This window comes from Cryobacterium sp. TMT2-4 (genome assembly GCF_004402575.1).
Lineage (GTDB): Bacteria > Actinomycetota > Actinomycetes > Actinomycetales > Microbacteriaceae > Cryobacterium > Cryobacterium sandaracinum.
Window position 1 is genome coordinate 106,804 of sequence record NZ_SOGE01000001.1, and the last position, 25,160, is coordinate 131,963.

At 68.1% G+C, this 25,160-nt stretch carries 23 protein-coding genes; 16 read left to right on the forward strand and 7 right to left on the reverse strand.

All coding sequences use genetic code 11. The features are described 5' to 3' along the window. Positions 1 to 49: 49 nt before the first annotated feature. Positions 50 to 442, reverse strand: a complete 393-nt coding sequence (locus tag E3O54_RS00545; protein WP_134400714.1) for a hypothetical protein — start codon at positions 440 to 442, stop codon at positions 50 to 52. 91 nt (positions 443 to 533) lie between these two features. Then, entirely contained in the window at positions 534 to 722 is a 189-nt protein-coding gene (locus E3O54_RS00550) for a hypothetical protein (RefSeq protein ID WP_104195104.1), read from the reverse strand. Positions 723 to 828: 106 nt separating this feature from the next. On the opposite strand from E3O54_RS00550, the gene E3O54_RS00555 reads away from it, so the two are divergent. From E3O54_RS00555 to E3O54_RS00565, 3 genes are read left to right on the forward strand one after another with little or no spacing between them, the layout of a single operon-like run. Continuing rightward, positions 829 to 1,446, forward strand: coding sequence for a TetR/AcrR family transcriptional regulator (locus tag E3O54_RS00555; protein ID WP_233199368.1), 618 nt, complete (start codon positions 829 to 831; stop codon positions 1,444 to 1,446). Positions 1,447 to 1,451: 5 nt separating this feature from the next. After that, positions 1,452 to 4,352, forward strand: coding sequence for an MMPL family transporter (locus tag E3O54_RS00560; RefSeq protein ID WP_134400715.1), 2,901 nt, complete (start codon positions 1,452 to 1,454; stop codon positions 4,350 to 4,352). Further along, a complete protein-coding gene (locus E3O54_RS00565; protein WP_134400716.1) occupies positions 4,349 to 6,265 on the forward strand; it encodes a YhgE/Pip family protein in 1,917 nt (638 codons plus the stop codon). The genes E3O54_RS00560 and E3O54_RS00565 overlap by 4 nt, the downstream gene beginning before the upstream one ends. 446 nt (positions 6,266 to 6,711) lie before the next feature. Here E3O54_RS00565 and E3O54_RS00570 read toward each other — a convergent pair whose 3' ends face one another. Next, complete coding sequence (locus E3O54_RS00570) at positions 6,712 to 7,488, reverse strand: PspA/IM30 family protein (protein WP_134400717.1); 777 nt, start codon at positions 7,486 to 7,488, stop codon at positions 6,712 to 6,714. Further along, positions 7,485 to 8,153, reverse strand: a complete 669-nt coding sequence (locus E3O54_RS00575) for a hypothetical protein (RefSeq protein ID WP_134400718.1) — start codon at positions 8,151 to 8,153, stop codon at positions 7,485 to 7,487. Before E3O54_RS00575 ends, E3O54_RS00570 begins: the two co-directional genes overlap by 4 nt. A 203-nt stretch (positions 8,154 to 8,356) precedes the next feature. Here E3O54_RS00575 and E3O54_RS00580 point away from each other — a divergent pair, with 203 nt between their 5' ends. The 8 genes from E3O54_RS00580 (at position 8,357) to E3O54_RS00615 (ending at position 17,190) form a co-directional block, all read left to right on the forward strand. Further along, the gene (locus E3O54_RS00580) at positions 8,357 to 10,609 is read left to right on the forward strand and encodes a bifunctional alpha,alpha-trehalose-phosphate synthase (UDP-forming)/trehalose-phosphatase (protein ID WP_134400771.1); all 2,253 of its coding nucleotides are present in this window, start codon (positions 8,357 to 8,359) and stop codon (positions 10,607 to 10,609) included. A gap of 45 nt (positions 10,610 to 10,654) precedes the next feature. After that, positions 10,655 to 12,349 carry a dihydroxy-acid dehydratase gene (gene ilvD, locus E3O54_RS00585; protein WP_104171612.1) on the forward strand — a complete coding sequence of 565 codons (1,695 nt, stop codon included), beginning with the start codon at positions 10,655 to 10,657 and terminating at the stop codon, positions 12,347 to 12,349. 37 nt (positions 12,350 to 12,386) lie between these two features. Further along, a complete protein-coding gene (locus tag E3O54_RS00590) occupies positions 12,387 to 14,207 on the forward strand; it encodes an acetolactate synthase large subunit (protein ID WP_134371693.1) in 1,821 nt (606 codons plus the stop codon). A 3-nt stretch (positions 14,208 to 14,210) separates the two neighbouring features. Continuing rightward, positions 14,211 to 14,720, forward strand: coding sequence for an acetolactate synthase small subunit (gene ilvN / locus E3O54_RS00595; RefSeq protein WP_104102867.1), 510 nt, complete (start codon positions 14,211 to 14,213; stop codon positions 14,718 to 14,720). Positions 14,721 to 14,761: 41 nt separating this feature from the next. After that, complete coding sequence (gene ilvC, locus E3O54_RS00600) at positions 14,762 to 15,790, forward strand: ketol-acid reductoisomerase (protein WP_134400719.1); 1,029 nt, start codon at positions 14,762 to 14,764, stop codon at positions 15,788 to 15,790. A 112-nt stretch (positions 15,791 to 15,902) separates the two neighbouring features. Then, a complete protein-coding gene (locus tag E3O54_RS00605; RefSeq protein WP_134400720.1) occupies positions 15,903 to 16,238 on the forward strand; it encodes a hypothetical protein in 336 nt (111 codons plus the stop codon). Further along, positions 16,235 to 16,825, forward strand: a complete 591-nt coding sequence (locus E3O54_RS00610; RefSeq protein ID WP_104102876.1) for a DNA polymerase III subunit gamma/tau — start codon at positions 16,235 to 16,237, stop codon at positions 16,823 to 16,825. Before E3O54_RS00605 ends, E3O54_RS00610 begins: the two co-directional genes overlap by 4 nt. Further along, complete coding sequence (locus E3O54_RS00615) at positions 16,822 to 17,190, forward strand: hypothetical protein (protein ID WP_104171617.1); 369 nt, start codon at positions 16,822 to 16,824, stop codon at positions 17,188 to 17,190. The genes E3O54_RS00610 and E3O54_RS00615 overlap by 4 nt, the downstream gene beginning before the upstream one ends. Before the next feature lie 262 nt (positions 17,191 to 17,452). Here the strand turns inward: E3O54_RS00615 and E3O54_RS00620 are convergent, their stop codons facing one another. Then, positions 17,453 to 17,848: a DoxX family membrane protein gene (locus E3O54_RS00620; protein WP_104102881.1), complete on the reverse strand. Its 396-nt coding sequence runs from the start codon at positions 17,846 to 17,848 to the stop codon at positions 17,453 to 17,455. Positions 17,849 to 17,945: 97 nt separating this feature from the next. On the opposite strand from E3O54_RS00620, the gene serA reads away from it, so the two are divergent. Then, entirely contained in the window at positions 17,946 to 19,538 is a 1,593-nt protein-coding gene (serA, locus tag E3O54_RS00625) for a phosphoglycerate dehydrogenase (protein WP_104102883.1), read from the forward strand. On the opposite strand, the gene E3O54_RS00630 is transcribed toward serA, so the two are convergent. Next, positions 19,528 to 20,121 (reverse strand): TetR/AcrR family transcriptional regulator, encoded by a 594-nt coding sequence (locus tag E3O54_RS00630; protein ID WP_104102886.1) that lies wholly within the window; start codon positions 20,119 to 20,121, stop codon positions 19,528 to 19,530. The two genes, serA and E3O54_RS00630, sit on opposite strands and share 11 nt — an antisense overlap. Positions 20,122 to 20,252: 131 nt before the next feature. Between E3O54_RS00630 and E3O54_RS00635 the strand changes: the two genes are divergently transcribed. After that, positions 20,253 to 21,740, forward strand: a complete 1,488-nt coding sequence (locus tag E3O54_RS00635; RefSeq protein ID WP_241976704.1) for an MFS transporter — start codon at positions 20,253 to 20,255, stop codon at positions 21,738 to 21,740. An 81-nt stretch (positions 21,741 to 21,821) separates the two neighbouring features. On the opposite strand, the gene E3O54_RS00640 is transcribed toward E3O54_RS00635, so the two are convergent. Continuing rightward, positions 21,822 to 22,073 carry a DUF6458 family protein gene (locus tag E3O54_RS00640; protein WP_104102889.1) on the reverse strand — a complete coding sequence of 84 codons (252 nt, stop codon included), beginning with the start codon at positions 22,071 to 22,073 and terminating at the stop codon, positions 21,822 to 21,824. A gap of 102 nt (positions 22,074 to 22,175) precedes the next feature. Here E3O54_RS00640 and E3O54_RS00645 point away from each other — a divergent pair, with 102 nt between their 5' ends. Genes E3O54_RS00645 through E3O54_RS00655 form a run of 3 tightly spaced genes read left to right on the forward strand, consistent with a single transcriptional unit; the run spans position 22,176 to position 25,158 of the window. Further along, a complete protein-coding gene (locus tag E3O54_RS00645) occupies positions 22,176 to 23,249 on the forward strand; it encodes a 3-isopropylmalate dehydrogenase (RefSeq protein WP_134341803.1) in 1,074 nt (357 codons plus the stop codon). After that, positions 23,246 to 24,391 (forward strand): branched-chain amino acid aminotransferase, encoded by a 1,146-nt coding sequence (locus E3O54_RS00650; protein WP_134400721.1) that lies wholly within the window; start codon positions 23,246 to 23,248, stop codon positions 24,389 to 24,391. The genes E3O54_RS00645 and E3O54_RS00650 overlap by 4 nt, the downstream gene beginning before the upstream one ends. After that, positions 24,388 to 25,158: a fumarylacetoacetate hydrolase family protein gene (locus E3O54_RS00655; protein ID WP_104102895.1), complete on the forward strand. Its 771-nt coding sequence runs from the start codon at positions 24,388 to 24,390 to the stop codon at positions 25,156 to 25,158. The genes E3O54_RS00650 and E3O54_RS00655 overlap by 4 nt, the downstream gene beginning before the upstream one ends. Positions 25,159 to 25,160 lie beyond the last annotated feature (2 nt).

Here is a 25,160-nt window from a genome sequence, read left to right on the forward strand (position 1 = left end):
AGTGGACGATAATCGCGTTGCCGAGCGAGCAAACAAGCGGGGCCGAGGGTCAGGCGACGAGGCGGGCGTTGTTCGTCGAAGCAGCGGCGGAGAAGCGCGGAAGGGTGGCCGTCGGCGCCCGCTCCGGTTCGGCCCAAACGGAGATCGGGGCGGGAATGAAGGGGAGCGCGGTGGGCTCGGCGGTGACCTCGCCGCGCAGAACGGCGGTCTCGGTGCGGAGCACGGAGGCCAGGGACGAGGCAATCTGGTTCGCCTTCAGATCGTGGAAGATCACGTCGGTGTCGTCACTGCTGCGGGGAATTAGAGTCCACTGGCCTTGGGCGCCGACGAGACGAGCGATTTGGGTGTGCAGGAGCTCGAATACCTGAGCGTCGCTGAGCTCGGGAACGGGCGGGGGGATGACCGGTGCGACCGGTGCGACGCGACGTCGTCGACCAAACATCGGGAGCCCCTTTCGGCTAACGTGCCCGTGAACTCTTCAGTTTGCCGTGCGGCGCGCTACGGCCCGCGCTGACACGCCGACAGCGGAGGACTTAGTCCTCGATTCGGCGATCGTCGGCATCCTGGATGACGGTTCCGATGGCGACGGCGGCGCTGAGCAGCCAGCCGACCCACATCAGCGCCAGGCGCCAGTCGCGCGGACCGGTGCGGGTGGCGCTCAGAATGTTCCAACCGCCGGCGAGCACGCCGATGATGGCACTGCTGAAAATGAACTTTCGCATGGAGACCTCCGCGTCTAACGCTACCCGGAAGTTGCCCGGCTGCACGTTTCCCGACAATCTGACCGATCGGACAAGCTCTGACCGATCGGTCAGGTACCGTGATCGGGTGACTCCAGAGCCCGTTGTGCCCCAGCCCCCACACAACCGCCAGAGCACCAGCGCAGAACTGCGCGCGACAGCGCTGGAGCAGTTCGCCTCGGTCGGGTTCGCCGGCACCTCGCTGCAGCAGATCGCCGACGCGGCCGGGTACTCCAAATCGAGCGTGCTCTACCACTTCGCCTCCAAGGAAGCGCTCCTCGACGAGGTGCTCACCCCGGCGGTGAACCGGCTGGAGGCCATTCTCGAACGGTTCCTCGCCACCGAGGAGAGCGCCCTGACCCGGAGCCGGTTCGTGAACGACTTCATCGACTTCATCCTCGAATTCCGCCTCGAGCTGCACACCTTCATCAACCAGTCTCAGTCGCTGCGCGGCATCCCCGTGATCGACCGGGCAGGAGTGGTGATCGTGCGCCTCTCCGACACGCTGTGCCACGGCGATGCGAGTACGGAGGACCGCATCCGCTTCGGTATCGCCCTCGGCGGCGCCGCCTACACCCTGGTGGCCGGCATGACGTTCCTCGGGGAGGAGATAACCCCGGTGGAAGAGGTCCGACCGGCTCTCCTGACCGTCATCACCGAGCTGCTTGCCCCTGTCACCGTTCGCACCGCCCCGTCCCGGAAGTAGCACCCATGGCAACCCTGCTCTATCGAATCGGTCACTTCGCCTACCAGCGTGCGGGCCTGGTGCTCGGCATCTGGGCCATCCTGCTGGTCGGGATCCTCGGCTCCGGGGTGGCCCTCGGTGGCCAGACCCAGGAGTCGTACGCGATTCCCGGCACGGAATCACAGGACACCATCGACAAGCTCGGCGAGGTGTTCCCCCAGGCGGCCGGCGCCGCGGTACAGGTTGTCTACACGGCCCCGGACGGGGCATCCGTCACTGACGAGCCTTACCGCACGGCCATCGTCGACATGGCGGCCGAACTCGCGGACGTGCCCGGCGTCGACTCGGTGCTGACGCCCTATGACGAATATGCGTCGGGCGCGATCTCCGACGACTCGGAGAGTGCGTTCAGCCAGGTTCAGTTGTCCGGCTTATCAACCGACGTCACCGCGGAAACCCTCGACGACGTGACCGCGACGCGGGATATCGCCGAGCAGGCCGGCCTCGAGGTAGCCTTCGGCGGCCAGGTTTTCCAGGACAACACCTTCGGCATCACCATCTCCGAGGTTCTCGGCCTGATCTTCGCGGGCGTGGTGCTGGTGATCACCTTCGGTTCGCTCGTATCCGCCGGGATGCCGCTGCTGATGGCCCTGATCGGCGTCGGCGTCGCCATCGGCGGCATCACCGTGATTTCCGCATTCGTGCCAGTCTCGAGCACGGCCCCCATGCTCGCCCTGATGCTCGGGCTCGCCGTAGGCATCGACTACGTGCTCTTCATCCTGTCGCGGCATCGCACGCAGCTCGCCAACGGGGTCGAACCACACGATTCGGCCGCCTCGGCCGTGGCCACCGCCGGCAGCGCCGTCGTCTTCGCCGGGATCACCGTGATCATCGCCCTGCTCGGGCTGCTCGTGGTCGGCATCCCCTTCCTCAGCGTGATGGGGCTGGGCGCCGCCTTGGCCGTGCTGGTCTCCATCTTCGTGGCGGTCACGCTCCTCCCCGCCGTTCTCGGCCTCGCCAAGGGGCGCCTCACTCCCAAGACAGGCAGCCGCGCGCACCACCGGGCCACCCGTCCAGACACCGGCCGGCCCACCCTCGGCCACCGCTGGGTCAACCTCGTGCTCAGGGCGCCGGTCGTGGCCGTGCTCCTCGTGGTGGGCGTGCTCGGCACGCTGGCGATCCCGGCCCTCAGCCTCGACCTGAACCTGCCTGACGGGGCGTCCGAGCCGGCCGGTTCGACGCAGCGAGAGGCGTTCACCATGCTCGAGGAGGGCTTCGGTCCGGGCTACAACGGTCCGCTCATCGTCGTCGTCGACATCACCCAGACGACGGATATCTTCGGTGACCTCGACACCATCGGCGCGGCCCTGCGCACCCTGCCCGGCGTGGCCTTCGTCGGCAAGGGCACTCCGAACCCGACCGTCGACACCGCCATCATCCAGGTCATGCCGGACAGCGCGCCGAACGCGCCCGAGACCAAGGCGCTCGTGCAGGCCATCCGCGATCTGGCACCATCGATCGACGACGACTTGCGCACCCCCATCGCCGTGACCGGCGCGACCGCCGTGTCGATCGACATCTCCAACCGCCTCAGCAACGCGCTCGTGCCGTTCGCCCTGATCGTGGTGGGGCTCTCGATCATCCTGCTGACCATGGTGTTCCGGTCGATCTTCGTGCCGATCAAAGCGGCCCTCGGGTTCCTGCTCTCGGTGGCCGCATCGATCGGCGCGACCGTGGCGATCTTCCAGTGGGGCTGGTTCTCCGAGCTGCTCGGGGTGGAAACCCCCGGGCCGATCCTGAGCTTCCTGCCCATCCTGCTGATGGCCGTGCTCTTCGGTCTGGCCATGGACTACGAGGTGTTCCTCGTCTCCGGCATGCGGGAGGAGTTCGTGAAGACCGGCCTGGCCCGCGAATCCATCGTGCACGGGTTCTCCCACGCTGCCCGCGTGGTCACGGCCGCCGCCCTGATCATGTTCTTCGTCTTCTTTGCCTTCGTGCCCGAGGGCACCGGGGCGATCAAGGGCATCGCGTTCGCCCTCGCCGTCGGAGTCTTCCTCGACGCGTTCCTGGTGCGGATGACATTGGTCCCGGCCGCGATGGCCCTCGCCGGCGATGCCGCCTGGTGGCTGCCACGCTGGCTCTCCCGCATTCTGCCCAACGTCGACATCGAGGGTGAGGGTCTGCGCCGGCACCTGGCCGACAAGGAATGGGCCAGGTGCCAGCCGCACGCCATCACGGCCGAGGAAGCCGTCTTCGGGCTGCCGGAGAGCCCCTTCGGGCCGCTGGACCTCACCATCGACGCCGGCGCGGTGGTGGTACTGACCGGCTCCGCCACCCACCGCCGCGTCGTCGCCGCCACCCTGGCCGGCCGGCTCGACCCGGTGTTCGGCCGCCTCCAGGTCATGGGCTTTCCGCTGCCGTCCGAGCGCAGCCGCGCCCTCCGCGCGGTGGCCCTCGCCGACGTGGGCGACAGCCGCGACAATGGGCTCACCGTGGGGGAGTTGCTGGCCGAACGGCTGGACCTGGCGCATCCGTGGTACCGCGCCGCGTCGCGCCGCTCGCTTCTCGCGGGGTGGATCGCGCGTCTGAACGGTGCGCTCGGCACCCCGTCGAGCGGCCGGGACGCCGGCCCGATCGTGGCCGGCACGACGGTATCGTCCCTCTCCGCCCTGGGCCGTGCCGCGGTGCTTGTGACGGCGGCGCTCACCGAGACCCCGGGAGTTGTCATCGTCGACCTCGGCGAGGGACTGCCCGTCGACCCGGCGGGGCGGGACCTCGTGCAGGTGCTGGCGATCCTCGCCCCGGCATCGACCGCCCTCATCGTCGGTGCCGCCTCCTTCCCCGAGGCGATCGCGGTCTACCGCGGGGCCCGCCCGCTGCAGACCCTCGAACTCGATTCCCGTGACCGAAAGGCCCTGCAGCGATGAGCACCAGGCTTGAGAAACTGTTCAGCCGCACGCCCGGGCAGCGCCGAGGGGCCCTCGGGGCCCTGCTGGCGGGCCTGATCGTGGTGCCGCTGGCGGTTGCCGGACTCTTCGCCGGGGCCCTCGCCACCGCCGATCAGCGCGTGGACACGCTGCCGGCGATCGTCGTCAACAACGACGAGATCGTCACCACCACCCTGCCCGACGGCACCGAGCAGCCGGTGCTCGCCGGCCGACTGCTCGTGACCGAACTCACCAAGCCTTCCGATGACGGGTCCGAGGCCACCGGGTTCGACTGGACCGTCTCCAACTCCGCGGATGCCGCGGCGGCCCTGGCCTCCGGCGACGCCTACGCGGTTCTCACGATCCCGAAGGACTTCTCGGCGTCGGTGACCTCGCTGGGCGGGGCGGCTCCCACCCAGGCCGACCTGGGCATCCGCACGGATGACGCGCACTCGTTCCTGGCCGGATCGGTGGCCCAGTCGGTGGGCACCGCCATGTCGGGCGTCTTCGGCCGCGAGATCACCTCGCAGTACCTCAACGGGCTCTACACCAGCCTGGCCGTGCTGGGCGAGTCCCTCACGCAGGCGGCGGATGGCGCCGCGCAGGTTTCGACCGGGGTCACCGGCGTGGCCACCGGACTCGATTCGCTGGCCGGCGGCACGGCCGCCGCGGCATCCGGGGCCTCGTCCGCCGCGACCGGCGCCGCCAGCTTCTCCTCCGGCGTGGCCGGGTACACCCAGGGCGTCACCGGACTGAGCGACGGCCTGACCCGGCTGAGCACGGGCGCGGCCGGGCTGGCTCCGCTCGCGACCGGCCTACCGGCCTACGCGGCCGGGGTGCAGTCCAACGCCGCCGGTTTCAGGCAGCTGAACGCGGCCATGCAGAGCGACCCGCGGGTCGCCGACTACGCGCCGGCCCTGCTGCAGCTCCAGGGCGGATTCGACGCCCTCGCCGCGCAGAGCACCGGCATCGGCCAGGCCGGTCCGGGCCTCGAAGGCGTGCTCGATGGGGTGTCTCAGAGCGCCAACGGTGCGAGCCTGCTCTCCGCCGGCGGCAGCGACCTCCGCGGCGGTGCCAGCGACCTCGCCACCGGCGTTGCCGGCATCGCCACCGGCCTCTCGCAGCTGGCCACCGGAACAACGGATGCCGCGGCGGGCGCCCGCCTGCTCGAATCGGGCGCGGTCGAACTCGCCAGCGGGCTGCAGGACGGCGCGGACAGCGCGGCCCTTCTCACCGACACCGACCCGGTGACGACCGCGGCGGTCGTCTCCGAACCGGTCGGCATCACCGCGGAGCGCGACAACGCCTTCGCGTCGATCGGCCCGGTCATCGGCATGGTCTTCGTGCCGATCGGCCTGTGGATCGGTGCCCTGGCGATCTTCCTGGTGATGAAGTCGCTGTCCGCGCTCGCGCTCGCGTCGACCGCGTCGACCGGCAACCTCGTGGCCCGCAGCCTCGGCCGTGCGTTCGGAATCGCCGCAGCGCAGGCCGTGGTCGTGGTGTTGTTGCTGCACAGCACGCTCGGCGTCTCGTGGTCGATCCTGCCGTCGACCCTGGCCTTCGCGGTGTTCCTCGCCTTCGTGTTCGCGGCGGTGCACCACTTCCTCACGGCGGCGTTCGGCCGGGTCGGAATCGTGGTCTCCCTGGTACTGCTCGCGCTGCAGCTCACCGCGGTGGGTGGGCTCTACCCGATTGAGCTGGTGTCGGCGCCGTTCCAGATGATCAGCCCGTTCCTGCCGCTCACCTGGGCGGTGCGGGGCATGCAGGCCATTGTTTCCGGGGGAGGCGGCAGCGCCGGCGGGCCCGCGGCCATCCTGCTGATCTTCGCACTGGTGAGCGTTCTGGCCTCGTACTGGACCGTCGCCAGCCGGCGCGGCGCCCGCTCGTTCGGCCTGGCGCAGGCCCGCAGCTGATGCGGGGTATCTGTTCCCGGAGGGAACGTGTGCCCGCCCGCGTGAGGTTGCGCCCCGTGCGCCGCACGAATTCGCCGGAGATTTTGGCTCACCCGAGCAACCGTGGTTCAGGTTCAGGTTCAGGCTCAGGCGAGCTTGCGTGTGGGGCTGACTCAGGACATCCGTCGCCTAAATTCTCCAGTCGGCGCGGACCAGTGCGGAACAGGTGCGGATACCCGGCTCGGCCCGGCCGGATCTCCTGAGGTGGCCACACCTCCCGCCTGATGCGCCGAAGTGCCTGTGCGGTTCGGGCGTGCACCTCGCGCTTTGTTCTGCCCCGCAGCCCGAACGAATTCGACGGAGATTTTGCCAAGATCGGTCCAGGATGCCCCGGAAAGTAGCGTTTCCGCCAAAATCTCCGTCGAATTGGTTCGACGACCTGGCTCAGAGTTGGTCGACGACCAGGATCAGGGGAGAGACGGGCCCTGGCCGATACTCAACCAGGCGTCGGTTCCTCCGCGAGCGTTCGGACCGGGGCCTCGGTTCGTGGCGCGGGCCTCCTTCATCGCTTGAAGCTGGCGGTCGACAGCCGCTCTGGTCGCCCCAGCCGAGAGCTGCCGCTCGAGGTCCGCGTCGAGCGGGGCCGTGACATCGTTCAGAGCGCCGCTGGAGAGCAGCTCGTCGGTGGCGGCGGCGCGGGCCTGCATCTGGGTGACCCGGTCCTTGGCCCGGTCGAGGTCGGCACCGACCGTGCCCAGTTGCGAGCCGATGCCGGACGCGGCCTCGTTGGCCTTGACCCGAGCCTCGGAGGCAGCGTAGGTGGCCTTGAGGGTCTCCTTCTCCATGCGGAAGGCGGCGACCCGTTCGGCGAGGCGTCGTTCGTTGTCCTGCAGTTGCGCCTGCTGCTGCGCCAAAACGAGGTACTGGTCACGGATGGCTGCCACCTGGCCCTCGAGGAGCGACCGGCGTTCCAGCGCCGTGCGGGCCAGATCTTCCCGGCCCTGGTTCAGCGCCTCCTGGGCCTGGTCGGCCAGCCGCTGGTAGCGGCCGCCCATGTCCTGCCCCTGCAACTCAATTCGCTTCTTTGCCGTTGCGACCTCGGCCAGCCCAAGGCGCACCTGCTGGAGCGACTTCACCTGCTGCTCGTAGCTGTCGTCGAGGGCCTCGCGGGGGTCTTCGATCCGGGTCAGGGCCTGGTTTGACTTGCTGCGGAGGATGACGCGCAGCCGCGAGGTGAGGCTCATGATTCAGTCCTTCTGTTGAAAGTATTCATGGGCAGGGGCCGGCGCGGATCGGAGAACCCGTCGTTGCCGTTATGGGAGTGGCCGTCGAGAGAGCAGCTGTTGAGCGAGCGGCCGTTGAGGGAGCGCAACTCATCGACCCCAGCCCGGAGCGCGGCCACCTCGCGGTCGACCTCGGAGCGAAGGGCCGTGAGGGTGTCATCGGTGAGCTCTCCGAGACCGGCAGCGACGGCCGAGCGCAGCCGGCGCACCAACCCGGCCACTTGGTCGACACGGCGGCCGGCCACCGACAGCGCCTCGGCGAGCACGACAGGATCGGTCTCGCTCGTCAGCAGCCGCAGCTGCGATTGCAGCGTGACGCTTTCGCCCTGAATGCGACGGAAAAGTCGCGGAAGCTCGCCGAGCGGGCCCTGGCTGCTCCGGGCCAGGTCGACGGCTGCCTGACCACTGTCGAGAGATTCCCTCAGCCGCAACTGCAGCTTCAGAACCTCGTGTTGCGGGCCCCGACTCAGGATGGTGCGAGAACGCAACACCGCGCCGGTCAGCCTGCGGCTACGGCGAATGCGCCGGTACAGCCTCCGCACCAGAACGAAGAATGAGACGAAGACAACGAGGCTGATGGTCGCGAGTGAGATCGACACCCAGCTCAGCAGTGAATTCAGGTCCATGGGTCCGCCTCTTTCAAACAGTCAGTCGGGGTCGCGCCAAACCCGGACACGATCCACGGGTTAAAGTACGCGCGCTACCTCAAAGTTGTCCCCATGTCGGGCGACCGTGGCCGAGTGGCCAGCCCGGCCACCGCTTTCGGCCCACTGGTAGCCTTGGGAGACCACCAAGGCGTCGCTCTGCGCCCGCCGGAACGGACGATCCCATTACCTCTGCAGCCGAACCCACGGCATCCGCCGCCCCGGACTCAACCTATTCGCTGGTCGTGGTCTCCAACCGCCTCCCGATCGAGATCGAGGTTTCCGAAGACGGAACCGAGGGCTGGCGCACCTCGCCCGGCGGCCTGGTCACCGCCCTCGAGCCCATGATGCGCAGCTCCGACGGCGCCTGGGTGGGCTGGCCCGGCATCGCCGACCGCTCGTTCGACCCGTTCGAGAACGACGGTATCTCCATCGTGCCGGTGCGGCTCAGCGAGTCGGAGTTGGAGGATTACTACGAGGGCTTCTCCAACGACACGATCTGGCCGCTTTACCACGACGTGATCGCGCCGCCGCGCTACCACCGCGAATGGTGGGAGGCCTACGTTCGGGTGAACCGCCGCTTCGCCGACGCCGCCGCAGCCGCCGCTGCGCCCGGCGCCACGGTGTGGGTGCACGACTACCAGTTGCAGCTCGTGCCACGGATGCTGCGCGACGCGCGGCCCGACCTCGTGATCGGGTTCTTCAACCACATCCCTTTTCCGCCATACGGGATCTACGCCCAGCTACCCTGGCGCAAGCAGATCCTCGACGGACTGCTCGGCGCCGACCTGATCGGTTTCCAGCGCCTCGCCGACGCCGGTAACTTCTCCCGAGCCGTGCGCCGCCTCTACGGCTATCCGACCCGCGGCGTCGCCATCGATGTGCCCGCACCCGAGGGCAAGCATCGCCGGGTGATCGCCAAGCACTTCCCGATCTCCATCGACGCCGCCGCCTACGAGGAACTGGCGCGGCGCCCCGAGATCCAGGAGCGGGCGCGCCAGATCCGCGAAGACCTCGGCAACCCCCAGACGATCATGCTGGGCGTGGACCGGCTCGACTACACCAAGGGCATCGCCCACCGCATCAAGGCGTTCGGCGAGCTGCTCGCCGACGGCAGCCTGAGCGTGGAGGATGTCACCCTGGTGCAGGTCGCCAGCCCCTCCCGGGAACGCGTCGGCCCGTACATCGCCCTGCGCGACGAGATCGAACTGGCCGTCGGCCGCCTCAACGGCGACTTTTCCACCATCAGCCACACCGCCATCAGTTACCACCATCACGGCTACCCGCGCGAGGAGATGGTGGCGCTCTACCTCGCGGCCGACGTGATGCTCGTGACCGCGCTCCGCGACGGCATGAACCTCGTCGCCAAGGAATACGTGGCCGTGCGCTTCGACCGCGACGGCGTGCTCGTTCTGAGCGAGTTCGCCGGCGCCGCCGACGAGCTCAAACAGGCCGTGCTGATCAACCCGCATGACATCGACGGCGTGAAGGCCGCCATCCTCAGGGCCGTCGCGATGCCCCGCCAGGAACGGCTGCGACGCATGCGCGCGCTCCGCCGCAAGGTCTTCGACAACGACGTCGACGCCTGGTCCTCTTCCTTCCTCCGAACCCTGACCGAAGGAGCCGCCGTGCGTCCCGGGATCCCCGACACCCTCGCCGGTGCGCTGAAGGATCTCAGCCGCGCCGACAACATCCTCGTGGCCCTCGATTTCGACGGGACGCTTGCCCCGCACGTCGACAAGCCCGAAGACGCGCGCGCAGTGGCAGGCACTCGCGAGGCCGTGCAGCGCCTGCTCGACCTCGACGGGGTGCGGGTCGCGTTCGTCTCCGGCCGGGCCCTGGTCAGCCTGCGGCACGTGTCGCAGCCGCAGACCGATGTGCTCCTCGCCGGCTCGCACGGGATCGAGGTGCAGCTGGACACCCCCGAGATCGAACTCGACCTCGTCACCGAGGAACTCGAGCAGCTCGACGCCCTCGCCCGGGTGCTTGAGCGCATCTCCGGCAGCATCGACGGAACCTGGATCGAACGCAAGCCGGCCGGTCTGGCCCTGCACACCCGGCTGGCGACGCCTCGGAAAGCGGCGGCCGCCCTGAAGGCCGCACGCGAGGAGCTGGGCACGCTGCTGCCCGGCCTGACCGTGCGGGACGGCAAGGACGTGATCGAATTCGCGGTGCGTGCCAGCACCAAGGGCGACGCCCTTGAGCGGTTGCGCCGGCACGCGGGGGCCGACCGGGTCTTCTACGCCGGCGACGACACCACCGACGAAGATGCCTTCGCCGTGCTGCGACCCGGCGACGTCGGCCTCAAGATCGGGGCAGGCGACTCGCTCGCCGGCTACCGGGTGCGCGGCCCCGAAGACGTGCCGCTGGTGCTGGGCCTGATCGCCGATGCCCGCGCGGCCGTCGCCACGGAGCGTGAGGCCGCCGCCGGAGCATGACCCCCGGGCGACGTTCCGCCCTCAGCGGACGTTTAGACTCAGTGCATGACTGAGATCGATATGAAGCCTCGCAGCCGGGACGTCACCGATGGAATCGAAGCCACCACCTCGCGGGGGATGCTCCGGGCCGTCGGTATGGGCGACGCCGACTGGGAGAAACCCCAGATCGGCATCGCAAGTTCGTGGAACGAGATCACGCCCTGCAACCTCTCCCTGGATCGCCTCGCGCAGGCCGCCAAAGAAGGTGTGCACGGCGGCGGCGGCTACCCGCTGCAGTTCGGCACCATCTCCGTCTCCGATGGCATCTCGATGGGCCATGAGGGCATGCACTTCTCCCTCGTCTCCCGCGAGGTCATCGCCGACTCGGTCGAGGTTGTCATGCAGGCCGAGCGCCTCGACGGCTCCGTGCTGCTGGCGGGCTGCGACAAGTCGCTGCCCGGGATGCTGATGGCCGCGGCCCGCCTCGACCTGGCCAGCGTTTTCCTCTACGCAGGATCGATCGCTCCCGGCTGGGTCAAGCTTTCCGACGGCACCGAAAAAGACATCACCATCATCGACTCCTTCGAGGCGGTGGGCGCCGTCAAGGCCGGGCGGATGTCCGTGGCCGACGCCAAGCGCATCGAGTGCGCCTTCGCTCCCGGCGAGGGTGCCTGCGGCGGCATGTACACCGCCAACACCATGGCCAGCGTGGCCGAGGCTCTCGGCATGAGCCTGCCGGGATCGGCCTCCCCGGCCTCCGCCGACCGCCGCCGCGACTACTACGCGCACCGCTCCGGCGAGGCCGTCGTCAACCTGCTGCGTCTGGGGATCACGGCCAGGGACATCCTGACCCGCAAAGCCTTCGAGAACGCGATCGCCGTGGCGATGGCGTTCGGCGGCTCCACCAACGTGGTTCTGCACCTGCTGGCCATCGCGAACGAGGCCGAGGTCGAGCTCACCCTCGACGACTTCAACCGCATCGGCGACAAGGTGCCGCACATCGGCGACCTGAAGCCGTTCGGCAAGTACGTCATGAACGACGTCGACCGTCACGGCGGCGTGCCGGCCGTGATGCGGGCCCTGCTCGAGGCCGGCCTCATCCACGGCGACGCGCTCACCGTGACCGGCAAGACCGTGGCCGAGAACCTTGCCGAGATCGACCCGCCCGAACTGGACGGCGAGGTGCTGCGCACCCTCGACAACCCGATTCACGCCAGCGGCGGAATCACCATCCTCAAGGGCTCTATCGCCCCCGAGGGTGCCGTCGTCAAAACCGCCGGCTTCGACTCCGACATCTTCGAGGGACCCGCGCGCGTGTTTGAGCGCGAGCGCGCCGCCATGGACGCTCTCACTGCGGGGGAGATCCAGAAGGGAGACGTCGTCGTCATCCGCTACGAGGGACCCAAGGGCGGGCCCGGAATGCGGGAGATGCTCTCGATCACCGCCGCCATCAAGGGCGCCGGGCTCGGCGCCGATGTACTACTCTTAACGGACGGTCGATTCTCAGGCGGCACAACCGGACTGTGCATCGGCCATATAGCACCCGAAGCGGTGGACGAAGGTCCAATCGCCTTCGTGCGCGATGGTGATCTCATACGGGTCGATATCGCAGCTCGCACGCTCGACCTACTGGTCGACCCTGATGAGCTGACCGCCCGGAGTGTTGGCTGGGCACCTCTGCCTCCGCGCTACACCCGGGGCGTTCTCGCAAAGTACTCGAAGCTTGTCCAGTCTGCGGCCGTCGGCGCCGTCACGGGCTAGAACTCACTATTCGTCATCGAACTAGGGAACTGATCACATGACCGCGGAAACACCCGTGCCATCACCGTCGCCCTCGTCTGCCGCGGCCGCCGGGGCGCCCGACTCGGGGGCACCGGAAATCCTCACCGGTTCCGGTGCGATCATCCGCTCGCTGGAGCTGCTGGGCGTCACCGACGTCTTCGGTCTACCGGGCGGCGCCGTCATTCCGCTCTACGACGAGCTGATGAGCCAAACCGTGATCCGGCACATCCTGGTGCGGCACGAGCAGGGTGCCGGCCACGCCGCGGAGGGCTACGCCTCGGCGAGCAACCGCGTCGGGGTGGCCATCGCCACCTCCGGGCCCGGCGCCACCAACCTTGTCACCGCCATCGCCGACGCGTACATGGACTCGGTGCCGATCCTTTGCATCACCGGCCAGGTCTTCTCCACCCTGATGGGCACGGATGCCTTCCAGGAGGCCGACATCGTCGGCATCACCATGCCGATCACGAAGCACTCCTTCCTGGTCAAGCGTCCCGAGGACATCCCCGCGGCTATCGCGTCGGCTCACCTGATCGCCTCCACCGGCCGGCCCGGCCCGGTCCTGGTGGACATCACCAAGGATGCCCAGCAGAAGAGCGCCCCGTTCATCTGGCCGCCCAAGCTCGACCTGCCCGGCTACCGGCCGGTCACCAAGGCCCACGGCAAACAGGTGCAGGCTGCGGCCCAGCTGCTTGCCGAGGCCAAGAAGCCCGTCCTCTATGTGGGTGGCGGTGTCATCCGTGCCCGCGCGTCGGAAGAACTGCTCGCGTTCGCCGAACTCAGCAAGACGCCCGTCGTCACCACGTTGATGGCGCGCGGCGCGTTCCCGGACTCGCACGACCAGCACCTGGGCATGCCCGGGATGCACGGCACCGTGTCCGCGGTGCTCGCGCTGCAGGAGGCCGACCTGATCATCGCGCTCGGCTCCCGCTTCGACGACCGGGTCACCGGCAAGGTCTCCGAGTTTGCGCCGCACGCCACGATCGTGCACGTCGACATCGACCCCGCGGAGATCGGTAAGATCCGCGCCGCCGACGTTCCCATCGTCGGTGATGCCAAGGAGGTCATCACCGAACTCACCATCGCCTACGCGGCCGCCATCACCACGACGACGCCCGACGTCAGCGTTTGGTGGACCTACCTCAAGGGTCTGCGGGAGGAGTTCCCGCTGGGCTATTCCGAGCCGACCGACGGCCTCATGAGCCCGCAGTTCGTGATCCAGCGCATCGGCGAGCTGACCGGGCCGGAAGCCGTCTATGCGGCCGGTGTCGGCCAGCACCAGATGTGGGCGGCCCAGTTCATCAAGTACGAGCGGCCCAATTCCTGGCTGAACTCCGGGGGCGCCGGCACGATGGGCTACTCCATCCCCGCAGCGATGGGTGCCAAGGTGGCCGAGCCCGACCGGGTGGTCTGGTCGATCGACGGCGACGGATGCTTCCAGATGACCAACCAGGAACTGGCCACCTGCACGATCAACAACATTCCGATCAAGGTCGCCATCATCAACAACTCCTCGCTGGGCATGGTGCGCCAGTGGCAGACCCTGTTCTACGACGGACGGCACTCCTTCACCGATCTGCACACCGGGCACGGGTCCGCCATGGTGCCGGACTTCGTGAAGCTGTCGGAGGCCTACGGTGCCCTCGCCATCCGGGTCACCAGCCCCGACCAGGTCGACGACGCCATCAAGCTGGCGTTGGCGACCAACGACCGGCCCGTGGTGATCGACTTCATCGTGAGCCGGGACGCCATGGTCTGGCCGATGGTGCCGCAGGGTGTCAGCAACAGCTATGTGCAGTATGCCAAAGAGCACGCACCGACCTGGGAAGAGGAATAACCCGTGAGCACCCACGTTCTGAGCCTCCTCGTCGAGGACAAGCCCGGCCTGCTCACCCGGGTCGCCGGCCTCTTCGCCCGCCGCGGTTTCAACATCGAGAGCCTCGCCGTCGGCCACACCGAAATCCCCGGGCTCTCCCGCATCACGATCCTCGTCGACGTCGAAGACGCACCGCTGGAGCAAGTGACCAAGCAGCTGAACAAGCTGATCAACGTCATCAAGATCGTCGAACTCGACCCGGCCCAGTCGGTGCAGCGCGAACACCTGCTGGTGAAGGTGCGCGCCGACAACACGACCCGGTCGATGGTGCTCGAAGCCGTGACCCTGTTCCGGGCTCGGGTCGTCGACGTGTCCGTCGACGCGGTCGTGATCGAGGTCACCGGGGACTCCGGCAAAACGCAGGCGCTGCTGCGCGTGCTCGAGCCCTACGGGATCAAGGAAATCGCCCAGTCCGGCCTGCTCGCCATCGGCCGCGGGTCGAAATCGATCAGCGAGCGCGTCTTCAAAAACTAGAGCTCGACCACCGACTACAACAACAAGGAGAACATTTACTCGTGTCTGAGATTTACTACGACAAAGACGCCGACCTGTCGATCATCCAGGGCAAGAAGGTAGCCGTCATCGGCTATGGCTCGCAGGGTCACGCCCACGCGCAGAACCTGCGCGACTCGGGTGTCGAGGTCGTCATCGGCCTCAAGGACGGCTCGAAGTCCAAGGCCAAGGCCGAAGAGGCCGGCTTCACCGTTCTCAGCACCGCCGAGGCATCCGCCTGGGCCGACGTCATCGTCATCCTGGCGCCCGACCAGGTGCAGCGTCACCTGTTCGCCGACGACGTGCTGCCGAACCTCGCTGCGGGCAAGGCCCTTGTCTTCGGACACGGCTTCAACATCCGTTTCGGCTACATCAAGGCCCCCGAAGGCATCGACGTCACCATGGTCGCCCCCAAGGGACCGGGCCACACCGTGCGCCGCGAGTATGAGGCCGGCCGCGGCGTTCCCGTGATCGTCGCCGTCGAGAAGGATGCCTCGGGCGCGGCCTGGCCGCTCACCCTCAGCTACGCCAAGGCGATCGGTGGGCTGCGCGCCGCCGGCATCAAGACCACCTTCACCGAAGAGACCGAAACCGACCTGTTCGGCGAGCAGGCCGTGCTCTGTGGTGGCGCGTCGCAGCTGATCCAGTACGGCTTCGAGGTTCTCACCGAGGCTGGCTACCAGCCGCAGGTCGCCTACTTCGAGGTGCTGCACGAGCTCAAGCTCATCGTCGACCTGATGTGGGAGGGGGGCATCGCCAAGCAGCGTTGGAGCGTCTCCGACACCGCCGAGTACGGCGACTACGTCTCCGGCCCACGCGTCATCGACGCCCACGTCAAGGAGAATATGAAGGCCGTTCTCGCCGACATCCAGAACGGCGCCTTTGCGGCCCGCTTCATCGCGGACCAGGACGCCGGAGCACCGGAGTTCCTTGCTCTGCGCAAGAAGGGCGAAGAGCACCCCATCGAAGCCACCGGCCGTGAGCTGCGCAAGCTGTTCGCCTGGAACGCCTCCGCCGACGACGACTACACTGACGGCGAAGCCGCGCGCTAACACCCGAGCTCGCATCGGCAGCGGGGCCAATCCACTGGATTGGCCCCGCTGCCGCGTCAACGGCGCTGATTGCCCGAGGATGCGTTCGGGGTGCTTGCCACGTCCGGTCCGGGTGGTCACCATTGATCCCCTGGATGAACCCGGCCTGCCGGTTCGCACAGGACACGACCCCCATTCGCAGCCGGTTCATGGCAGCCCCGACGGCCCGGCGGGGGAGACGGTCACGGCCGCGAAGCTCGAGCGCGCCTCGGCCCCGGACACCGTCTTCCGGCTCGTCGCGCAGAAGAAGATCCCAGCCGACAAGCTGACCACGCATCGGTTCCGGATGGACCAGATCCTCGAGGCGTACGACACCTTCTCCCGCGCGGCGGAAACCAAGGCACTGAAAGTCGTGATCAGCCGGAAGTGTGCGCCGCCCGGGCGGCGCCTCGGTACGCTGGTCTCATGACTTCTGGACACTCCGGTGACGACAACCGGGACGACGCTCTGGGCTGGGCCGGCGACGACGACCCCACGCTCGTCTCCGGCGACGAGTCTGGCGCGACCGCACGGCCCGCCGAGCCGGATTCGGGCGCTTTCGTCACGACCGGCGACGGTTCCGGCTCCGGCTCTGAAACCGACACCGGCACCGCGGCCGGTACCGAGACCGGTTCCGTCGCGCCGCCGGACGGATGGACCGTGGCCGGTCCGGCATCCGCTGTCGCGGCGAAGGCGGCGGCCGACGCCGCCCTGACCCGCACGGCCACGAGTTCCCTGGCGCTCGTCTCGCTCGGAATCTTCGGCGGAATATATCTGCTCTACACGGTGGGCTGGTTCATCGGCGTGGGCCGCATCCAGACCCCGCCCGCCGACGAGTTGTCCGAGTTCATGTTCTCCCTCGGTCTCTGGCTGGCCGTGGCCGCTCCCGCGGTCTGGTTCGCGGTGACGTTCTGGCTGACCAGAACGCATCCCCGAGCCCGGATCGGCTGGCTACTCCTCGGAGTCGTTCTGCTCGCCCCGCTGCCGTTCATCTCCGGACCGGGGGTCATCGCATGACCGATTCACCGGTGACCACGCCCGCGACCGTTCCCTCATCCCGGCGGCGCACCCCGCGCTGGCTGTCGACGGGCATCGCGATCCTGTTCGGCCTTTGCTATGCCTACGACATCTGGGAGGGCGTCGGCAACCTCGTCGGCCTCAACATCCTGGCTCAAAGCCTCGACACCCAGCTGAGCGGACTCGGTATTTTCGTGCTCCTCGTCGGCATCCTGGGCCCGCTCCTCGTCTTCGTGCTTGCCGCGTGGATCGGGCGCTCACGCGGACCCGCCGCGCAGGCTGCCCTGTTCCTGGCCGGCCTGGGTCTGAACGCCGCGATCGCCGCCAACATCTTCACCCTCGGCGCGGGCAGCCTGCTCGCCTAGCCCTGCCTGCTCGCCTGGCCCTGCCTGCTCGCCTGGCCCTGCCTGCTCGCCTGGCCCTGCCTGCTCGCCTGGCCCTGCCTGCTCGCCTGGCCCTGCTTGCTCGCCTGGCCCTGCCGCTCGGTGTCCCGAACGAATTCGACGGAGATGTTGCTCTCAACAGCGCGTTTGGGTTCAAAAACGGGTGTTTGACCCAAAATCTCCGTCGAATTGGTTCGACACCGGGCAGGGCGCTCCGCCTGTGGTGCACGGCGTCGCCTAGCGCTCAGGCGATCGCGACGACGATCAGCCCCATCAGCACGAGCTGCCCGGTCAGCCGCGGCACGAGGGGGATCGCGGCCACGCCGAAGCGGTCCGGGTAGCGCGCGGCGAAGGCGTTGGCGGGGAAGATCGCCGCCAAGAACACGATCAGGCAGACGCCGGCCGTCACGATCGTGGGTGGATACAGCAGTCCGAGCCCGCCCGCGATCTCGCAGACTCCGGTGAGGATGACGAGGTTGCCGGGGCGAAGCATCCCGGTCGTTCGCAGCCGTGGCGGGATCATCGCCCTCATCGTGCGCGCCACACCCGGCACGAAATGTGCGATGCCGGCGCCGATGAAGACCACCGCCAGCACGATGCGCACGGCGAACTGGAGGTCGGGGAATGTAACGCTGCTCATGGCCCTATTCTCCAGCCGATAGAGTGATTTCATATCTGGCGCCCCACGGTCGCGGCGCAAGCCATGCTTTTCTGCTGCAATCGGAGGATCCGTTTTCGTGTCAAAACCTGTTGTCCTAATCGCTGAAGAATTATCGCCTGCCACCGTCGACGCCCTCGGGCCCGACTTCGAGGTCCGCTCCGTAGACGGCACTGACCGGGTCGCGCTACTCGCCGGACTGGCCACGGCGCATGCCGTTCTGGTGCGCTCCGCCACGAAGGTGGACGCGGAGGCAATCGCCGCCGCACCGTTACTGAAGGTCATCGCCCGCGCGGGCGTCGGCCTCGACAACGTCGACATTAAAGCGGCCACGGCTGCGGGCGTCATGGTCGTCAATGCCCCGACCTCCAACATTATTTCCGCCGCAGAACTGACCGTCGGGCACATCATCAGCCTGGCCCGTCACATCCCGGCCGCCCACGGCGCGCTGGCGCAGGGGCAGTGGAAGCGCTCCAAGTACACCGGCGTCGAGCTCTACGAAAAGACCATCGGCATCATCGGCCTCGGCCGCATCGGCGCCCTCATCGCGGCGCGGATGCAGGCCTTCGGCACGAACATCATCGCCTATGACCCCTACATCACCTCCGCCCGCGCCCAGCAGCTCGGCGTGGTTCCGGTCAGCCTCGATGAGCTCCTTGCACAGTCGGACTTCATCACCATCCACATGCCCAAGACGCCCGAAACCAACGGCATGATCGGCGCCGAACAGTTCAAGCTGATGAAGCCCACCGCGTTCGTCGTGAACGTGGCCCGCGGCGGCCTCATCAACGAGAACGACCTCTACGACGCCCTCACGGCCGGCACGATCGCCGGCGCCGGCCTCGATGTGTTCGTCAACGAGCCGCCGACCGGGTCGAAGCTGCTCGGCCTCAACAACATCATCACCACGCCTCACCTCGGCGCCTCCACGGACGAAGCCCAGGAAAAGGCCGGGGTCTCCGTCGCCAAGTCGGTTCGCCTCGCCCTGTCGGGGGAGCTCGTCCCCGACGCGGTCAACGTCGCCGGAGGCGTTATCGACCCCTACGTGCGCCCCGGCATCCCGCTGGTGGAGAAGCTCGGCCAGGTCTTCTCCGGTCTCGGCGCCCACAGCCCGCTGACCAGCGTCGACGTCGAGGTGCGCGGCGAGCTCGCCGACTATGACGTGAGCGTGCTCCGGCTCGCCGCGCTCAAGGGCATTTTCACCAATGTCGTCAGCGAGACCGTGTCCTATGTCAACGCGCCGTTGCTCGCCGAGCAGCGCGGCGTCGCGGTGCGCATGATCACCGACAAGGAGTCGCCGGAGTACCGCAACGTCATCACGCTGCGTGGCGCCCTCGCGGACGGCTCGCAGGTATCGGTGTCCGGCACCCTGACCGGCACCAAGCAAATCGAGAAGATCGTCGAGATCAACGGCTACGACGTCGAGGTTCCGTTCGACGACCACCTGATCGTGATGCTCTACACGGACCGTCCGGGAATCGTGGCCGTCTACGGCCGCGAGTTCGGCGACGCCCAGATCAACATCGCGGGCATGCAGATCGCCCGCCACGTGGCTGGCGGCAAGGCCCTGAGCGTACTGACGGTCGACTCGCCCGTTCCGGCGAGCCTGCTGGCCACGGTGCGCGACGCGATCTCGGCCGAGGCCATGATCGAAATCTCCATCACCGAATAGCAGTTCCGTCGGTCATCCGCCCGATCACCGCGAGCAACCGGTCCAACCTCGTCGTCGATGTGTCATCGACGGCAGGCTGGCCGGGGCTCGCGAGGGTGGATTCGTAGTACAGCCCGTCACTGACGAGCATGATCACCTCGGCCACGTCCGGGTCTCCCACCGCCTCCTCGATGACGCTCAGCCACTGGCGTCGGGTTGCGGCCAGGGCCGCATTGGCCAACGGATGTGCCCCCTGCGCGAGCCTGACGGCCGCACCGATCGACTGGTCGAGCACCGTCCCCTCGCTCATCGACGTGCGGATCAGGTAGTCGACCGCTCCGGCCGAGGCCGCTCGAATTTGTTCGACATCGTCGGCGACGAGCGCGTCGAGCCGGGCCAGGAGTCCCTCCACGAGCGCGTCTTTCGACCCGAAGTGGTAGAGCAGGCCGCCCTTGGAAAGGCCAGCCGCCACCGCCACCGCCTCGAGGGTGGCCGCCCGCTCGCCCTGGTCGATCAGGAGGTGCGCGAACGCGTCCAGGATGCGATCGCGCGTGGGGGAGAGGCGGGGCACGTTCCGGGCCGGGGCTGCGGTTTTAGAGCTCATGGTGCTACTATACCGTCTGGACGGTATACTGTACCGTCTGGACGGTGCAGCATCCGTCCCTGGAGCCGAAAGAAGTCGTTCCCGTGTCGAATACCGTCCGAGAGACCACCCCCGTCATCGCCGTCAGCCGTGTGCTCAGCCCCCGCCGCCGGTGGTGGGCGCTCGTCGTGCTCATGCTGCCCGTGCTCCTGGTCTCGATCGACAACACGGTGCTCAACCTCGCCCTGCCGGCCATTTCCGAGGACCTGCGGCCGACCGGCACGCAGCTGCTCTGGGTAATCGACATCTACCCGCTCATGCTCGCCGGCCTCCTAGTGGCCATGGGCAGCCTCGGTGACCGGATCGGGCGCCGCCGGCTGCTGCTGATCGGCTCCGCCGGGTTCGGCGCCGTTTCCGTGGTGGCCGCCTTCGCCCCAAGCGTCGAGTGGTTGATCATCGACCGCGCCGTGCTGGGCTTCTTCGGCGCCATGCTGATGCCGCCGACGCTGTCGCTGCTCCGCTCCGTCTTCACCGACCGCAACCAGCGGCGGCTGGCGATCGCGATCTGGGCGAGCGGTTTCGCCGCAGGCAGCGCGCTCGGCCCCGTGGTGGGCGGCGTGCTGCTGGAGCACTTCGCCTGGGGCTCGGTCTTCCTGCTCGCGGTGCCGCTGCTCCTGCCGCTGCTGGTTCTCGGGCCCCTGCTCGTGCCGGAGTCCCGCGACCCGAACCCCGGACGCATCGACGCGCCGAGCATCGCGCTCTCGCTGGCGACCATGCTGCCGGTCGTCTACGGGATCAAGGCCCTGGCGGAGCACGGACCCACGCCCTTCTCGCTCGGCCCGATCGTGCTCGGACTCGCCGCAGGCGTGGTCTTCGTGCGCCGCCAGCCCCGGCTGACGCACCCGATGATCGACCTCGGGCTGTTCCGCCAGGGGGCCTTCAGCGGGGCGATCGGCGTCAACCTGCTGAGCGTCGTGGCTCTCGTCGGCGGCCTGTTCTTCGTCTCCCAGTACCTGCAGCTCGTACTGGCCCTCTCGCCTCTGGAGGCGGGTCTGGTGCTCGTGCCGGGACTGGCGGCGATGATCGTGTCCGGCCTCGTCATCGTGCCCATCGCCCGGCGCGTGCGGCCGTCGATCGTCGTTCCGGTGGCACTGCTGATCTCGGCCGTCGGCTACGCGGCCGCCGCCCTGGGCGGGGGAGACCTCGACGCGGTCGGCATCGCGCTCGTCTTCGTGGCCCTCGGGATCGGGATCGGCGCGGCCGAGACGGTCTCGAACGAACTGATCGTGGCGAACGCCCCGGCGGCCAAGATGGGGGCGGCATCCGCTGTCGGCGAGACGGCCTATGAACTGGGCGCCGTGCTCGGCACGACCATCCTCGGTACCATCCTGACGGCGTCGTACCGCAGTGCGGTCGTGTTGCCGGAGGCCCTCACCGCGGCGCAGAGCGCGGCGGCGGCGGAGACCCTCGGCGGTGCGGTGGCCATGGCCGACGGGCTGCCCTCCGGCCTGGCAAACGTGCTGCTCTCGTCGGCCCGCGATGCCTTCACCAGCGGAATTGGGCCCACGGCCTGGATCGGTACCATTCTCGTGCTGGCGGCGGCGTTGGTGGCGCTGGTCACCCTGCGTAAGGCGACCTGATCACCCGGGCCGCCGCCGGCGCAGGCCGGTGCCGGGGCGCGTGTCGACCTCGACACGGGCCCCGGCACGACGGACGTCGACCTAGACGTCGTCGACGGAACGCTTCTGCGACGTGACCTGTTCCCCGCTCGCTTGGTCGACGGCGCTGCGGGTCGTGGTGATGCTGCTGCGCTTGCGGGTCAGCAAGACGATGCCGATGACCATGATGACAGCACCGGCGCCCATCAGGATGTAGCCGACCAGCTCGATGTCCATCCACTCGACGGTCACGTTCAGGGCGAACACCATGATGGCGCCGACGACAAGAAGGAAGATTCCCAATCCGAGACTCATGCGAAACTGCTTTCTATTGGTTGTCAGGAGTTGACCAGCTTAGACACTCGTTGCGTCGCAGTAGGGTTTATCTACAGCCAACTTTCAGACATACGGAGTCGAATGTCCCCTCTCATCAAGCTTGCTGTCATTCCCGGCGACGGGATCGGCCCCGAGGTCGTCGCCGAAGCGGTCAAGGTTCTCGAGGCGGCCACGTCTGCCGACGACGTCACCTTCGACGCAACCTGGTTTTCCCTCGGCGCCGCACGGTTCCTGGAAACCGGCGATGTGCTGACCGATGACGACCTCGCGGCGATCGCCGGCCACGACGCCATCCTGCTCGGCGCCGTCGGCGGCGTGCCGGGGGACCCCCGCCTCGCCAACGCGAATATCGAGCGCGGCCTGCTGCTCAAGTTACGCTTCTCGCTCGACCACTACGTGAACCTGCGCCCGAGCGTTCTCTACCACGGCGTGCCCAGCCCGCTGGCGTCTCCGGGCACCGTCGACTTCGTCGTCGTGCGCGAGGGCACAGAGGGTCCCTACGTGGGCAACGGCGGAGCGATCCGCCAGGGTACCGCGCACGAGGTGGCCAACGAGGTCTCCGTCAACACGGCCTTCGGCGTCGAACGCGTGGTGCGCTACGCCTTCGCCCAGGCCCAGGGTCGGCCCCGCCGCCACCTCACACTCGTGCACAAGACCAATGTGCTCGTCTTCGCGGGTAGTCTGTGGCAGCGGATCGTCACCGCCGTCGCAGCCGAATACCCCGAGGTGACCGTCGACTACCTGCACGTCGACGCGGCCACGATTTTCCTGGTCTCAAATCCGAGTAGATTTGATGTCATCGTCACGGACAACCTCTTCGGCGACATCCTCACCGATCTCGCGGCGGCAATCAGCGGCGGCATCGGCCTTGCGGCCTCCGGGAACATTAACCCTGAGGGCAGGTTCCCCAGCATGTTCGAGCCGGTACACGGTTCGGCACCGGACATCGCGGGCAAACAACTGGCTGACCCCACGGCGGCCATCCTGTCGGTGGCGCTACTCCTGGAGCACTTCGGACTCACGGATGCCGCGGCCCGGGTGACTGCCGCCGTGACCGCCGACATCGTGGCCCGGGCGGCTCTCGACACACCCCGGAGCACCAGCGCCGTGGGCGACGCCATCGTGACTCGACTGACAGACAAGGGAATCCAATGAGCCAGCCAGCGCCCCCGACGACATCCGGCACCGCCACCTTCCCGCTGAAATTCAGCCTGACGCCGTCGACCGCGGCCCGCACGAAGATCGAGCGCGAAGAGATCCTCGTCGATCCCGGCTTCGGCAAGAAGTTCACCGACCACATGGTCGCCATCGACTGGACCCTCGACGCGGGCTGGCACAACGCCCGGGTCATGCCCTACGGTCCGCTGCACCTCGACCCGGCCTCCTCGGTGCTGCACTACGGCCAGGAGATTTTCGAGGGGCTGAAGGCCTACCGTCACGCCGACGGGTCGATCTGGACCTTCCGCCCGGAGAAGAATGCAGAGCGCCTGCAGCGCTCCGCACGCCGCCTGGCACTGCCGGAACTCTCCGGGGCCGACTTCATCGAATCGATCCGGCAGCTCGTGGCCGTAGACGGCGACTGGGTGCCCTCCGCTGCGGAGACCAGCCTCTACCTGCGCCCATTCATGATCGCCAACGAGAGCTTCCTCGGCGTGCGGGCCGCGCACCAGGTCGGTTACTACGTGATCGCCAGCCCGGCCGGCGCCTACTTCGCAGACGGTGTGGCCCCGATCAAGATCTGGCTCTCGACCGAGTACTCCCGCGCCGGCCGCGGCGGCACCGGCGCGGCCAAATGCGGCGGCAACTACGCCGCCAGCCTGCTGCCTCAGATGCAGGCTTATGACAACGGCTGCGCCCAGGTGCTCTTCCTCGACGGGGAGACCAGCAGCCGCATCGACGAACTCGGCGGCATGAACGTGTTCTTCGTTCATGGCACCGACACGCTCGTCACCCCGCGCTTGACCGGCGCGATCCTCGAGGGCGTTACCCGCGACAGCATCATCCAGCTCGCCCGGGACCGAGGCCTGACCGTGGAGGAGCGCGACGTGACCCTCGGCGAATGGCAGGACGGTGTCGCATCCGGTGCCATCACCGAGGTGTTCGCCTGCGGCACGGCCGCCGTCGTCACCCCGATCTCGCAGCTCAAGGGCCCGAACCTCTCCATCGGCGACCCGGATGGTCCGGCCGGCCAGATCACGATGGCGCTCCGCCAGGAGCTGACCGACATTCAGTACGGCCGCCTGCCCGACCGCCACGGCTGGCTCACCCGGCTCGACGCCCCGGTGGGACCCGCGTGAAAATCGCACGGTTCAGTCACGAGGGACGCATCTCGTTCGGCATCGTCGACGACGACGAGATCGTCGTTTTAAAGGGCGACCCGATGTTCGCGGGCTATGACCCGTCCGGGGAGCGCGTGGCCCTGCGCGACGTGAAGCTGCTCGCCCCGGTGATCCCGCGGTCGAAGATCGTGGGCATGGCGTGGTCCTACTTCGCCGACGCGGCCGAGCAGTCCACCGCGGCCCGCTCGCCCGGTGAGCCCAGGTTTTTCCTCAAGCCGAACACCTGCGTCGTCGGCCCCGGCGACCCGATCACCGTGCCGGTGTCCACGGACAACGTGCACGTCGAGGGCGAGCTCGCGATCGTGATCGGCAAGATCACCCGCAACGTGTCCGTCGACGCCGCCGAGGACTCCATCTGGGGCTACACGGTAGCAAACGATGTCACCGCCCGCGATCTGCAGGAGCGCGACGGCGACCTCACACGGGCCAAAAGCTTCGACTCGTTCTGCCCGCTCGGACCGGTCATCGACACCGAATACGATTGGACCGCGTTGACCATCGAGTCCCGCATCAACGGCGAGGTCTTCCAGAAGGGCAATGCGACGCTGCTCAAGTACACCGTTGCTGAGATGATCTCCTTCGTCTCCAGCGTGTTCACCCTGCTGCCGGGCGACGTCATTCTGACGGGTGCCCCAGACCGGTCCGCCTCCGTCGTGCATGGTGACGCCGTGCAGGTGGAGATCGCCGGCATCGGCGTGCTGACGAATCCGGTGCGGCGCGCCTGATC

Coding starts and splice junctions, on each gene's coding strand:
- E3O54_RS00615 (WP_104171617.1), top strand. CDS start 16,822: ATGACCGATTCACCGGTGACCACGCCCGCGACCGTTCCCTCATCCCGG.
- E3O54_RS00565 (WP_134400716.1), top strand. CDS start 4,349: ATGAGCACCAGGCTTGAGAAACTGTTCAGCCGCACGCCCGGGCAGCGC.
- E3O54_RS00590 (WP_134371693.1), top strand. CDS start 12,387: ATGACCGCGGAAACACCCGTGCCATCACCGTCGCCCTCGTCTGCCGCG.
- E3O54_RS00570 (WP_134400717.1), bottom strand. CDS start 7,488: ATGAGCCTCACCTCGCGGCTGCGCGTCATCCTCCGCAGCAAGTCAAAC.
- E3O54_RS00630 (WP_104102886.1), bottom strand. CDS start 20,121: ATGAGCTCTAAAACCGCAGCCCCGGCCCGGAACGTGCCCCGCCTCTCC.
- E3O54_RS00550 (WP_104195104.1), bottom strand. CDS start 722: ATGCGAAAGTTCATTTTCAGCAGTGCCATCATCGGCGTGCTCGCCGGC.
- ilvD (WP_104171612.1), top strand. CDS start 10,655: ATGACTGAGATCGATATGAAGCCTCGCAGCCGGGACGTCACCGATGGA.
- E3O54_RS00650 (WP_134400721.1), top strand. CDS start 23,246: ATGAGCCAGCCAGCGCCCCCGACGACATCCGGCACCGCCACCTTCCCG.
- E3O54_RS00545 (WP_134400714.1), bottom strand. CDS start 442: ATGTTTGGTCGACGACGTCGCGTCGCACCGGTCGCACCGGTCATCCCC.
- E3O54_RS00645 (WP_134341803.1), top strand. CDS start 22,176: ATGTCCCCTCTCATCAAGCTTGCTGTCATTCCCGGCGACGGGATCGGC.
- E3O54_RS00610 (WP_104102876.1), top strand. CDS start 16,235: ATGACTTCTGGACACTCCGGTGACGACAACCGGGACGACGCTCTGGGC.
- E3O54_RS00560 (WP_134400715.1), top strand. CDS start 1,452: ATGGCAACCCTGCTCTATCGAATCGGTCACTTCGCCTACCAGCGTGCG.
- E3O54_RS00640 (WP_104102889.1), bottom strand. CDS start 22,073: ATGAGTCTCGGATTGGGAATCTTCCTTCTTGTCGTCGGCGCCATCATG.
- E3O54_RS00575 (WP_134400718.1), bottom strand. CDS start 8,153: ATGGACCTGAATTCACTGCTGAGCTGGGTGTCGATCTCACTCGCGACC.
- E3O54_RS00620 (WP_104102881.1), bottom strand. CDS start 17,848: ATGAGCAGCGTTACATTCCCCGACCTCCAGTTCGCCGTGCGCATCGTG.